Origin of the sequence: Pseudooceanicola aquaeponti (assembly GCF_050897975.1) — a bacterium.
Classification (GTDB): Bacteria; Pseudomonadota; Alphaproteobacteria; order Rhodobacterales; family Rhodobacteraceae; genus Pseudooceanicola.
Genome location: NZ_JBPAXY010000004.1, coordinates 130,570 through 141,700 on the forward strand (window position 1 = coordinate 130,570; position 11,131 = coordinate 141,700).

The following is an 11,131-nucleotide window of genomic DNA, read 5'->3' on the forward strand; positions in this document are numbered from 1 at the left end:
GTCAGATCCGCTCCATCAGTTTGCGCCCGGCGGCGGTGCGCGGCAGGTGGCGCCAGATGCGCATGTCGCCCGCCATGCGGTGGTGGAACATGCCCTCGGCGCGGGCGCCCAGCCGTTCGACCATGGCGACCGAGCGGTCGTTTTCCGGGTCGACCAGCGAGATGCAGGAGGCCCAGCCCTTGTCCTGGAACAGCCAGTGCAGCACGGCGCGGGCAGCCTCGGTGGCATAGCCCTTGCCCTCGGCCCCATCCAGCAGCTGCCAGGACAGTTCCGGTTCCGGCCAGCCGCGCGGATACCAGGGGCCGACCAGGCCGACGTCCAGGCCGGTCTCGCGGTCGATCACGGCGAAATGGCCGTAGCCGCGCAGGTGCCAGTGGCCAATGATCGTGGCGATCGACCACCAGGCGGCCTCTTCGTCGGGATGCTGATCGACGAAGCGGCGGGCGCCGGGCATCAGATAGGCGGCGGTGGCGTCGAAATCGGGGGCAGCGGGGCAGACCAGGCGCAGACGCTCGGTTTGCAGCTCGGGCCAGCGGGCAGGGGCGACGGCGATCATGCGGCGTCCTCCTGCGCGGGCCGGTCGGGACGCTGTGCCGCCTCCGGGGTCGCGTCGAGGCGCGGGTGGCGACAGGTGGCGGTGGCGCGCGGGTCATGGCTGGCGGGACGCAGACGCGCCTGCCGCGCCGCCCGGTGCGGGGCGACGAAAAGCGACGCGAAGATGTCGCTGGATATGAGGAGCGCGCCGCTCATCTCACTTCTTCTTGCCGAAGCCCGACAGGCCGCCGGGCAGACCGCCGCCCATGCCACCGAGACCGCCGAGGCCGCCCAGACCGCCAAGGCCGCCCTTGCCGCCCATGGCCTTTGCGGCTTCTTCCAGCTGCTTGGGGTCCATCTGCGAGGGGTCCATCCCCTCGGGCAGGCCGCCGCCCTTGCCCATCATCTGCTTCATGGCCTGTTTCATCATGCCACCCTTGCCCATCTTGCCCATCTTCTTCATCACATCGGCCATCTGGCGATGCATCTTCAGAAGCTTGTTCAGATCGGACACCTCAAGGCCGGCCCCGGCGGCGATCCGCTTCTTGCGGCTGGCTTGCAGCAGGGCAGGGTTGGCGCGTTCCTTCTTGGTCATCGAGTTGATCAGGGCGATCTGGCGGGTCAGAACCTTGTCGTCCATGCCCGCGGCCTGGGCCTGCTTGGCCATCTTGCCCATGCCCGGCATCATCCCCATGATCCCGTCCATGCCGCCCATCTTCATCATCTGCTCAAGCTGCATCTTCAGGTCGTTCATGTTGAACTGACCCTTGGTGAAGCGCTTCATCATGCGTTCGGCCTGTTCGGCCTCCAGCACTTCCTGCGCCTTCTCGACCAGGGCGACGATATCGCCCATGCCGAGGATGCGGCCCGCGATGCGGTCCGGCTCGAAGGTTTCCAGGGCCTCCATCTTCTCGCCCAGGCCGACGAACTTGATCGGCTTGCCGGTGATGGCGCGCATCGACAGGGCCGCGCCGCCGCGCCCGTCGCCGTCCATCCGGGTCAGGACCACGCCCGAGATGCCGATACGTTCGTCGAAGTTCTCGGCCGTGTGCACGGCGTCCTGGCCGGTCAGGCCATCGACCACCAGCAGGGTCTCGCGCGGGTTGGCGACATCGCGCACCGCCTCGACCTGGGCCATCAGCTCTTCGTCGATGGAAAGGCGGCCGGCGGTGTCCAGCATGTAGACGTCATAGCCACCCAGGCCCGCCTGGGTCTTGGCGCGTTTGGCAATGGCCACCGGGTCCTCGCCCTTGACGATGGGCAGGGTGTCGATGCCGATCTGGGTGCCGAGGATGGCCAGCTGTTCCATGGCCGCCGGACGGTTCACGTCGAGCGAGGCCATCAGGACCTTCTTGCCCTCGCGTTCCTTCAGGCGCTTGGCCAGCTTGGCGGTGGTGGTGGTCTTGCCGCCGCCCTGAAGGCCGACCATCAGGATGGGCGCGGGCGGGTTGTCGATCTTCAGCTTGCCGGGCTCGCCTTCCTCGCCCGCCAGCACGGCGATCAGCTCGTCATGGACGATCTTCACCACCTGCTGGCCGGGGGTCACCGACTTGGTGACCGCGGCGCCGGTGGCCTTCTTCTCGACCGCCTTGATGAAGTTGCGCGCCACCGGCAGCGAGACGTCGGCCTCAAGCAGGGCGACGCGGACCTCGCGCAGGGCGGTCTTCACATCGTCTTCGGAGAGCGCACCGGCCTTGGTCAGGCGGTCAAAGACGCCAGAGAGGCGTTCGGATAGATTTTCAAACATGCCCCGGCCCTCCTGCGGCCTCTGACTAGGTTACCCCCCAGATGGGTGGGGGCGGTGAACGGCTCAACCTCATGGCCCGAAAGGGCGGCGGGATGCGGCGCAAAGGCCAAGTGCACCAGTGGGCGCAACGCGCTGACTGGTGGCGATCCCCGCATAAGGCGATGGGACCGGAATCAACTTAGACTCCGGGATGTTGTCGCGCCGTTTACGCCGCAGGGGGGGCAGAGTCAACAGCGGCGGGGCAGGCGGGCCCTGTGGCACAAGGGGTTTCGCCACCGGGCAGCGGGGCCGCCCGGTGGGGGCTGGTCGGGGCTGTCCCAGGCACCGCCCCGGGGTCAAGACCGGGGCGGGATCCGGGCCGCGCCGGGATCAGACCGGCGTGCTGTGATAGGGGTGCTGACCGGGCTTGGCCATGTCGGATGCGTGCATCCCCTTCAGCAGCGCCGCGTTCATTTCCATCGCGGTCATCCAGAAGGTGACACCCGCCATCCAGCTGTAGGCGGCGGCCTGAGCGGGGGTGAAAGCCGGGTAAAAGGCAAACATGATACATTCCTCCCTTACGCCCGTGCAGGAGGGCCCTGGACGGGGAAGATCGCTATTATAGCACGATTGCAGCCTGTAACCTTGCGTCAGGTCAAATTGGCCTGCGGGCGGGGTGGTCTCGGGTCCCGTCGATTTGTCATTGCATTTCCGCACGGAACCGGCTCTGACTGGCGGCGCAGTTTTTGTGCGCACATGACTTCCGGAGTGGCAGAATGGACAATTGGGACGAGATCCGCACCGCCTATCAGGTCGCGCGCCTGGGCACCGTGTCCGGCGCGGCCGAGGTTCTGGGGGTGCACCATGCCACGGTGATCCGCCATATCGACGCGCTGGAGAAACGCCTGGGGGTGAAGCTGTTCCAGCGCCACACCCGGGGCTACACGGCGACCGAGGCCGGGCAGGACCTGCTGCGCGTGGCCCAGGCCACCGATGACCAGTTCAGCCAGCTGTCGGCCCGGATCAAGGGGCGCGGCAACGAGGTGTCGGGCGAGTTGGTGGTGACCACCATCGGCGGGCTCAGCCAGCTGCTGGTGCCGATCCTGGCGGGCTTCCAGGCGGAATACCCCGATGTGCAGCTGCGCTACCTGACCTCGATGCGCCTTTTCCGGCTGGAATACGGCGAGGCCCATGTGGCGATCCGCGCCGGCAGCCCGCCGCAGCAGCCCGACAACGTGGTGCAGCCCTTCCTGACGCTGAAATCGGCGATCTACGGCAGCCGCGACTATATCGAGCGTCACGGGATGCCCGATATTCCCAACCGCATGGCCGGGCACCGCTTCGTCGGCCTGGACGATCAGGCCAGCCGGGCGCCCTTCGCGCAATGGATGCGCGAAACCATCCCCTCGCACCAGGTGGTCTTCCGCTCGGGCGACACCCGCGCGGTGCGCCAGGCGGTGCTGTCGGGGGTCGGGATGGGCTTTCTGGGCACCTATGAAAGCAGCGAGGGCGGCGATCTGGTCGAGGTGCACCCGCCGCTGGAGGAATGGGAAAGCCGGTTGTGGCTGGTCACCCACATGGACCTGCACCGCACCACCAAGGTGCAGGCCTTCCTGAAATACCTCAAGGATCATACCGAGCACCTGCGGGACGAGGTCGAATGACCCAGGCCGAGCTGGGCGCCGCGCGCGGCGCCGGTCCGGGCGCCGGTCCAGCAAGCACGGGGCGCCCGGCGGCGCGCGCCGACCTGCGCGGGTCGCCGGGCGAGCGGCGCAAGGGGCATCTGGCGATGCTGGCCTTCTCGGCCATCGTCGCGGGCAGCTTCCCCCTGGGCGGTCTGGCCGCGCCCCATGTGGATCCCGCGGCGCTGACCGCGTTGCGGCTGGTGCTGGCGGCAGCGGTGGTGGGCGGTGTCGCCCTGGCCGGGCCGGGCCTGCACCGGGCGCAGTTCCGCGCCCCCTGGCGCTATCTTCTGCTGGGCGCGCTCTTCGGCGCCTATTTCGCCCTGATGTTCGAGGGGCTGAAGACCGCCGAACCGGTGGCGACCTCGGCGGTCTTTACCCTGGTGCCGCTGCTCTCGGCGGGCTTCGGCTGGATGCTGCTGCGCCAGCGGATGACCGCGCGGCTGGCCCTGGCGCTCGGCATCGGCGCCCTGGGAGCGGTCTGGGTGATCTTTCGCGGCGATCCCGGCGCCCTGCTGGGCTTCCACCTGGGCCGGGGCGAGCAGATCTACTTTCTGGGCTGCGTGGCCCATGGGCTTTACACGCCGCTGGTGGCGCGGCTGAACCGGGGCGAACCGGCGGTGGCCTTTACCTTCGGGACGCTTTTGGCGGGGGCGGGGCTTATGTGCCTTTGGGCCTTCCCCTCGATCCTGGCCACCGACTGGCTGTCGCTGCCGCCGATCGTCTGGGTCACGCTGCTATATGTCGGCGTCTTCGCCTCGGCGGTCACCGGGGTGCTGCTGCAATTCGCCTCGCTGCGCCTGCCCGCGGCCAAGGTCATGGCCTATACCTATCTGACCCCCAGCTGGGTGATCGCGTGGGAAGTGATGCTGGGCCGGGGCCTGCCGCCGCTGATGCTCTTCGGGGGCGTCGGGCTGACCGTGGTGGCGCTGCTGATCCTGCTGAAGGACTAGGCCGCGCCCTCTTCGGTCCCTGCCGGTCCCGCCTCGGGGGGCGCCAGCTCGGTCTCCAGGAAGCGTTCGAAGGCATCCAGGTTGATCGCCTCGAACTGGCCGAACCCCTGCATCCAGATGCTGGCGGCGCGCAGGGCGTCAGGCTCCAGCTTGCACCATTTCACCCGGCCGCGCTTTTCCTGGGTGATCAGCCCGGCATTGGCCAGGATCCCCAGATGCTTCGACACCGCCGCCAGCGACATCTCGAAGGGCTCGGCCACATCGGTGACCGCCATGTCGTCTTCCAGCAGCATGGACAGGATCGCCCGACGGGTCGGATCCGAAAGCGCGGCAAAGATGGTGTCGAGCGAGGCGGCCATGGCTTGGCCTACGCCGCGCCCGGGCCCCGGTCAACGCCAAAGCTCAACCGCGCAGTTAAGCGTTCGGGGTCCGCGCCGCGCCCCGAAATCCCCGGAAAACGCCCGAAATCCATGTTCAACCGCCCGGTTGAGAATGCCCTTTCGGCCCCATTTCGGGCGCTCGGCCGGACATTTCCTTGAATCCTCCTGCATTCACCGGGCCAAAAATACTCAAAATCAACGGCTTGCACCCGGCGCCGCGCCGCGATCACAAGCCGTTGACTCAGGCCCCGCCGCCGCTTAGCAAACCGTCAACCAACGCGGGGTTCCCTCTGCCATGACCGACCCGGACCACCGGAAGCGCCTTTCGGATCTCGAAGCCCGGATCGCGGCAGCCAAGGGCGGCAAGACAGAGACCTCGTATGGACAGGATCATTACTCCGCGGCCCAGGTGGGCTGGAGGATGGTGACGGAACTCGTGGCCGGGCTCTTGCTTGGCTTCGGCATCGGCTACGGCCTCGACTGGCTTCTGGGCATCGCGCCCGTGCTGATGATCACCTTCACCCTTCTCGGCTTCATCGCCGGAGTGAAGACCATGCTCCGCTCCGCTCAGGAGCTACAGGACAAACCGACCGGCCAAACCGCCGGTGACGATGACGAGGGATAAGATGGCGACTGAAGCAGCGCACGGTGCAGAGGAAGGTTCCAGCCTGGTCTTCCACCCGATGGACCAGTTCATCGTGAAGCCGCTGTTCGGCGGCACCGAGGTGCATTGGTACACGATCACCAACGTGACCCTGTGGATGGGCCTGACCATCCTGGCCGTTCTGGCGCTGATGGTGCTGGGCACCTCGGGGGCCAAGCGCATCCCGTCGCGCGGCCAGTCGATGGCGGAAATGGCCTACGGCTTCGTCTACAAGATGGTCGAGGACGTCAGCGGCAAGGACGCGGTGCGCTTCTTCCCCTACATCTTCACCATTTTCATGTTCATCGTCTTTGCCAACGTGCTGGGCCTGATCCCGATGTCCTTCACCACGACCTCGCATTTCGCGGTCACCGTGGTGCTGGCGCTGGCGGTCTTCCTGGGCGTGACCATCCTGGGCTTCGTGCTGCACGGCACCCACTTCCTCGGCCTGTTCTGGGTCAGCTCGGCCCCCGGTCCGCTGCGTCCCGTCCTGGCCGTGATCGAGGTGATTTCCTACTTCGTGCGCCCCGTCAGCCACTCGATCCGTCTTGCCGGTAACGTCATGGCAGGCCACGCGGTGATCAAGGTCTTCGCCGGCTTCGCAGCCATCGCGGCGGTCTCGCCGGTGTCGATCATCGCGATCGTCGGCATGTACGGCCTCGAAGTGCTGGTGGCCTTCATTCAGGCCTATGTCTTCACGATCCTGACCTGCGTGTACCTGAAGGACGCGCTGCATCCGGCTCACTAAGAACATCCGCGGGGTCGGGCGGCGACGCCTCCCCGCGATCCTATCCAAGCCAATTCCAACGTAAGGAGAAAACGAGATGGAAGGCGATATCGCAGAACTGGGCAAGTACATCGGTGTTGGTCTGACCGCCATCGGCATGGGCGGCGCAGCCATGGGTGTGGGCAACGTGGCAGGTAACTTCCTGTCGGGCGCGCTCCGCAACCCCTCCGCCGCTGCCTCGCAGACCGCCACGCTGTTCATCGGCATGGCCTTCGCAGAAGCCCTGGGGATCTTCTCGTTCCTCGTCGCTCTGCTGCTGATGTTCGCCGTCTAAGACTGCCGGAACAGATCCTTACGCGCGGGTGGGCCCCTTTGGGCTCACCCGTGGTAACTTGACTACAGATCCAGTTCCCGGGAGTTCGCAGAGATGGCGACCGAAACGCACGAAGCCGTGGAAGGCGCTGCCCACGCAGCGGAATCCGCAGGTATGCCGCAGCTCGACTTTTCGACCTGGGGCAACCAGATTTTCTGGCTGATCGTCACGCTCGTCGTGATCTACCTGATCCTGTCCAAGATCGCGCTGCCGCGCGTCGGTGCCGTGCTGGCGGACCGGGCGGGAACGATCGCCAATGACATCGCCGCAGCGGAAGAGCTGAAGCAGAAGGCCGAGGCCGCGGAAGCCGCCTATGACAAGGCCCTCGCCGATGCCCGCGCCGAAGCCTCTCGTATCGTCGAGGCCACCAAGGCCGAGATCAACGAAGAGCTGAAGGCCGCCACCGCCAAGGCCGATGAAGAGATCGCCGCCAAGGCCGCCGAAAGCGCCAAGGCCATTGACGAGATCCGCGCCGGTGCCAAGCAGGCCGCGGAAACCGTCGCTAAGGATACCGCCGCCGAGCTGGTCGCCGCCCTGGGCTTCGCGCCCAAGGACGACGAGATCGCGGGCGCCGTCTCCGAGCGTCTGAAAGGATGAGCCCGATGAAGAAACTCGCCCTTCCCGTTGCTCTGAGCCTGGCCGCCACCCCGGCCTTCGCGGCCACCGGCCCGTTCTTCTCGCTCGGCAACACGAACTTCATCGTGCTGATCGCCTTCATCGTGTTCATCGCGGTGCTGGTCTACTTCAAGGTCCCCGGCCTGATCGGTGGCCTGCTGGACAAGCGCGCCGAAGGCATCAAGTCCGAGCTGGACGAAGCCAAGGCCCTGCGTGAAGACGCCCAGGCCCTGCTGGCCTCCTACGAGCGCAAGCAGAAGGAAGTTCAGGCTCAGGCGGATCGCATCGTCGAAGGCGCCAAGGCCGAAGCCGCCGCTGCCGCCGAACAGGCGAAGGTGGATCTGAAGGCTTCGATCGCGCGCCGTCTGGCCGCCGCCGAAGAGCAGATCGCCTCGGCCGAGGCCTCGGCCGTGAAGGATGTGCGCGATGCCGCCGTCACCGCTGCCGTCGCCGCCGCCCGCCAGGTCATCGCCAAGCAGATGACCGACGCCAAGGCCGCCGAGCTGACCGACCGCGCCATCGAAGAGGCCAAGGGTCGCCTCAACTGAGCCGCCCGCTTCGCTGACAGTCTTCGAAACCCCCGGCCCCGCGCGGGGGGTTTTGCTTTGCCCAGGGCCCGTGGAACCGCCCTGCTCTGCTCTGACTGCCAGAGATACTCCGGGGGCGTCCGCTCAGCCCCGCGCCGTTTCCCGGTCCAGCCGCATCTGTGCGATCTCGGCCCGCCGCGCCGCGTCCAGATGCGCCTGATAGGCGGCGCGGACGTAATCCAGATGCGCCTCGACCGCGGCCCGGGCCGCCGCCGGATCGCGCGCCTGGATCGCCTCGTTGATCGCCCGGTGCTGGTCCAGCAGCCGCTCGGCGGTGGCCGAGCCGTTGAACATGATGTCGCGGTTGTAGAACACGCCCGAGCGCAGCAGATCCAGCATCGAGCGCATCATGTGCAGCAGCACGATGTTATGCGAGGCCTCCAGGATCGCCATGTGAAAGGCTGCGTCCAGCCGCGCCTCTTCCGCCGCATCGACCTTGCCATGGGCCGCCTCCATCTTGGCGAATGTGGTCTCGACCAGGGCCAGTTCGGCGGGCAGACCGGCGCGGGCGGCGCGTTCGGCGGCCTGCCCCTCCAGGTCGCGGCGGAACGAGATGTAATCCAGCACCGCCTCGCCATGGCGTTGGAACAGCGCCACCAGGGCGGGCGAGAAGGCTGCGCCCAGCACATCGGCCACATAGACACCGGATCCGGCCCGCGCCTCCAGCAAGCCGCGCGTTTGCAGATCGGCCAGGGCCTCGCGCAGGGATGGGCGCGAGACCTGCATCCGTTCCGCCAGTTCGCGCTCGGCCGGCAGGCGTTCGCCGGGGCGCAGGATGCCGCGCAGGATCAGCAGCTCGATCTGGCGGGTCACCGCATCGGCGCGTTTCTCGGGGGGGATCGGCTGAAAGGGCATGGGGCCTCCGCTGGATTGGTCAGAAAATATGACCGCCACCCGCAAGGCGCAAGCCTTGTGGGCGGGCGGGGGGCAAGCCTTGCGCGCGGGGCCGGGCTGGCGCCCGGGCGGGTCTTAAACCTGCGTTAACCAATCCCGCGCCAGTCTGGGCCATGCAGTCTGCCCTGATCCTTCTGGCCTGTCTGGCCCTGCCGCTTGGCGGCTGCGCGATGCCCGACCCCTATTTCCGCCACAGCCCGGCGGTCGGGGTCACCATCGGGTCGGACCGTTTCGTGGTGCGCCAGCGCGGCCGCCTGGCCGAGGCGGTGCGCGTCAACCCGCGCTACGCCCCCCGGCTGGGCCCCGTGGGGCGCCGCGCCGCGCTGGCGATGACCCGGGCCACGGGCTGCCGGGTGACCGAGATTCGCGGCGATGCCTCGATGATCCTCGGTCTGCTTTCCTGTTCCGAGGAGGCGCCGACAGGGGCCGAGGAGGACCGCCGCAAGCTGCCCCCCGAAGACTGCGAGATCCTCCACCGCTGGCGCCAGATGGGCGGCCAGGAATTGGCGCTGGTGCTGGATTGCACCCGGATCTAGCCGCGCGGCGGGACGGGGCGGGCAAAGGTCAGGCTGGTCGGCCGGTCAAAGCCCGGATGGGCGCTCTGCCCGATCTCCGTAAACCCCAGGCGGGCAAAGGTTGCGTGGTTCTGGGTCAGCTCGACCCGGGCTTCCAGCCGGATCTCGCCCAAGCCCAGGGCCTGGGCCCGCGCCTCGGCCAGCCCGATCATCTGCCGCGCCAGCCCGGCGTCGCGCTGTGTGGGTGTCACCGCCAGTTTGCCCAGGTACAGGTGATCGGCCTTCGGCGTCAGCAGGACGCAGGCCAGGGGCGCGGCAGGGGGCGGCAGGATCCACAGCTCGGCCCGCCCGGCCTCGGCGGCCAGCGCCTCGGGGCCCATGCGGGTCAGCGACGAGGGCGGGTCGATCCGCCCTTCCATATAGGCGAAACTGGCGCGCAGCAGGGCCAGGACAGGCCCCATGTCATCGCGTGGGTCCAGGCGCAGCGGGCACATCGTCTCAGACCGGCGCCGGGGCCAGGGTCTTGGACATGAAGACCGAGACGCCATTGTCGTCATAGTCGCCAAAGACCCCGCAGCGGGCAAAGCCGTTGGCCTCATAGAGGCGGCAGGCGGCGGCCAGGGCGTCGCCGGTCTCCAGCTTCAGCGCGGTCAGCCCCTCGGCGCGGGCCGTCTCCTCGATCTGCCGCAGCAGCGCCGTGCCCACGCCCCGCCCCCGCGCCGCCTCGGTCACGAAAAAGCTTTTGACCTCGCCGTAGCCCTCCTTGATCTGCAAGGCGCCGCAGCCCAGGGTCTCTTCGCCGCTGCGGGCCACGAAGAAGCGGACCGAGGGGGCGCACAGCGCCTCATGGCTGAGGAAGTTGTTTTCTTCAGGCTTGTAAAGCTGCCGCATCAGCGCCTGCGAAGCGTCCAGCAGGGCCGAGGCCTCGGGGTCGAGCGGCGAAGCGAGAGAGAGGGTCAGGTCGGTCATGGGATCAGTCGTTCTTTGATGTCAGTCGCTGTCGGGGGTCACCGGGGCAGGCGCGGAGCCGGGCTGTGTCGTCTCGGGGCGCGTCGTATCGGGCTGGGGCACCGGGCCGTCGCCCAGGATCTGCTCGCGGAAGCTGCGCAGGGTCACGATCTCATCCGGGCTGTAGGGGGTGGGTTTCGGCCCCAGGCTGGTGCCCAGCAGGTAGCCAAAGCCGGTGCCCAGGACCAGGCCGAAGACAAGCATGAAAAGGGCGCGGCGCATGGAACCTCCGGTGACACTGGGCGCACCCATACTGGCGGCACCGGGGCCGGGGTCAAGCCATGGCGCGCGCCCCGGGCGCCCCGGCGGCGCCGTCGTGCGCCCTGCCGGGCCAGTTTGCCGCTTGGATCCGCAATATCTTGTGGAAAACCGCCGATCCCCTCCCAGATGCTGCGGGCGGGGCGTTGACTCACCCTGCCTGCCTTCGCACCATTCCTGTTCAGGGCGGAATCACCCCGGGGCCAGGCCCAGGGGCGGCCCCGCCCGGCGGAACG

Annotated in this window: 17 protein-coding genes; 8 read left to right on the forward strand and 9 right to left on the reverse strand. The window is 67.9% G+C overall.

The window, feature by feature from the left end:
- Position 1: 1 nt before the first annotated feature.
- The 4 genes from ACRARE_RS10400 to ACRARE_RS10415 all read right to left on the reverse strand — a co-directional run bounded on the left by ACRARE_RS10400 (position 2) and on the right by ACRARE_RS10415 (position 2,824).
- Complete coding sequence (locus ACRARE_RS10400; protein ID WP_432656366.1) at positions 2-556, reverse strand: GNAT family N-acetyltransferase; 555 nt, start codon at positions 554-556, stop codon at positions 2-4.
- Positions 553-750, reverse strand: coding sequence for a hypothetical protein (locus ACRARE_RS10405; protein WP_432656367.1), 198 nt, complete (start codon positions 748-750; stop codon positions 553-555). The genes ACRARE_RS10400 and ACRARE_RS10405 overlap by 4 nt, the downstream gene beginning before the upstream one ends.
- Before the next feature lies 1 nt (position 751).
- A complete protein-coding gene (gene ffh, locus ACRARE_RS10410) occupies positions 752-2,281 on the reverse strand; it encodes a signal recognition particle protein (RefSeq protein ID WP_432656368.1) in 1,530 nt (509 codons plus the stop codon).
- Between the two features lie 369 nt (positions 2,282-2,650).
- A complete protein-coding gene (locus tag ACRARE_RS10415) occupies positions 2,651-2,824 on the reverse strand; it encodes a hypothetical protein (RefSeq protein WP_432656369.1) in 174 nt (57 codons plus the stop codon).
- 212 nt (positions 2,825-3,036) lie between these two features.
- On the opposite strand from ACRARE_RS10415, the gene ACRARE_RS10420 reads away from it, so the two are divergent.
- Entirely contained in the window at positions 3,037-3,924 is an 888-nt protein-coding gene (locus ACRARE_RS10420; RefSeq protein WP_432656370.1) for a LysR family transcriptional regulator, read from the forward strand.
- Positions 3,921-4,895: a DMT family transporter gene (locus tag ACRARE_RS10425; protein WP_432656371.1), complete on the forward strand. Its 975-nt coding sequence runs from the start codon at positions 3,921-3,923 to the stop codon at positions 4,893-4,895. The genes ACRARE_RS10420 and ACRARE_RS10425 overlap by 4 nt, the downstream gene beginning before the upstream one ends.
- On the opposite strand, the gene ACRARE_RS10430 is transcribed toward ACRARE_RS10425, so the two are convergent.
- Positions 4,892-5,254 (reverse strand): ArsR/SmtB family transcription factor, encoded by a 363-nt coding sequence (locus tag ACRARE_RS10430; RefSeq protein ID WP_432656372.1) that lies wholly within the window; start codon positions 5,252-5,254, stop codon positions 4,892-4,894. The two genes, ACRARE_RS10425 and ACRARE_RS10430, sit on opposite strands and share 4 nt — an antisense overlap.
- 316 nt (positions 5,255-5,570) lie before the next feature.
- On the opposite strand from ACRARE_RS10430, the gene ACRARE_RS10435 reads away from it, so the two are divergent.
- The 5 genes from ACRARE_RS10435 (at position 5,571) to ACRARE_RS10455 (ending at position 8,181) form a co-directional block, all read left to right on the forward strand.
- A complete protein-coding gene (locus ACRARE_RS10435; RefSeq protein WP_432656373.1) occupies positions 5,571-5,900 on the forward strand; it encodes an AtpZ/AtpI family protein in 330 nt (109 codons plus the stop codon).
- A gap of 1 nt (position 5,901) precedes the next feature.
- Positions 5,902-6,666, forward strand: coding sequence for a F0F1 ATP synthase subunit A (locus ACRARE_RS10440; RefSeq protein WP_432656374.1), 765 nt, complete (start codon positions 5,902-5,904; stop codon positions 6,664-6,666).
- A gap of 76 nt (positions 6,667-6,742) precedes the next feature.
- Positions 6,743-6,979: a F0F1 ATP synthase subunit C gene (locus tag ACRARE_RS10445; RefSeq protein ID WP_010142019.1), complete on the forward strand. Its 237-nt coding sequence runs from the start codon at positions 6,743-6,745 to the stop codon at positions 6,977-6,979.
- Between the two features lie 93 nt (positions 6,980-7,072).
- A complete protein-coding gene (locus ACRARE_RS10450) occupies positions 7,073-7,615 on the forward strand; it encodes a F0F1 ATP synthase subunit B' (protein ID WP_432656375.1) in 543 nt (180 codons plus the stop codon).
- Positions 7,616-7,620: 5 nt separating this feature from the next.
- The gene (locus ACRARE_RS10455; protein ID WP_432656376.1) at positions 7,621-8,181 is read left to right on the forward strand and encodes a F0F1 ATP synthase subunit B; all 561 of its coding nucleotides are present in this window, start codon (positions 7,621-7,623) and stop codon (positions 8,179-8,181) included.
- A gap of 123 nt (positions 8,182-8,304) precedes the next feature.
- Here the strand turns inward: ACRARE_RS10455 and ACRARE_RS10460 are convergent, their stop codons facing one another.
- Positions 8,305-9,075 carry a FadR/GntR family transcriptional regulator gene (locus ACRARE_RS10460; RefSeq protein ID WP_432656377.1) on the reverse strand — a complete coding sequence of 257 codons (771 nt, stop codon included), beginning with the start codon at positions 9,073-9,075 and terminating at the stop codon, positions 8,305-8,307.
- 152 nt (positions 9,076-9,227) lie between these two features.
- Here ACRARE_RS10460 and ACRARE_RS10465 point away from each other — a divergent pair, with 152 nt between their 5' ends.
- Entirely contained in the window at positions 9,228-9,650 is a 423-nt protein-coding gene (locus ACRARE_RS10465; RefSeq protein ID WP_432656378.1) for a hypothetical protein, read from the forward strand.
- On the opposite strand, the gene ACRARE_RS10470 is transcribed toward ACRARE_RS10465, so the two are convergent.
- The 3 genes from ACRARE_RS10470 to ACRARE_RS10480 are packed head-to-tail and all read right to left on the reverse strand — an operon-like array spanning position 9,647 to position 10,859.
- Positions 9,647-10,123 carry a GNAT family N-acetyltransferase gene (locus tag ACRARE_RS10470; protein WP_432656379.1) on the reverse strand — a complete coding sequence of 159 codons (477 nt, stop codon included), beginning with the start codon at positions 10,121-10,123 and terminating at the stop codon, positions 9,647-9,649. The two genes, ACRARE_RS10465 and ACRARE_RS10470, sit on opposite strands and share 4 nt — an antisense overlap.
- 4 nt (positions 10,124-10,127) lie before the next feature.
- Positions 10,128-10,598 carry a GNAT family N-acetyltransferase gene (locus tag ACRARE_RS10475; RefSeq protein WP_432656380.1) on the reverse strand — a complete coding sequence of 157 codons (471 nt, stop codon included), beginning with the start codon at positions 10,596-10,598 and terminating at the stop codon, positions 10,128-10,130.
- Positions 10,599-10,619: 21 nt separating this feature from the next.
- A complete protein-coding gene (locus ACRARE_RS10480) occupies positions 10,620-10,859 on the reverse strand; it encodes a hypothetical protein (protein ID WP_432656381.1) in 240 nt (79 codons plus the stop codon).
- Between the last annotated feature and the right edge of the window lie 272 nt (positions 10,860-11,131).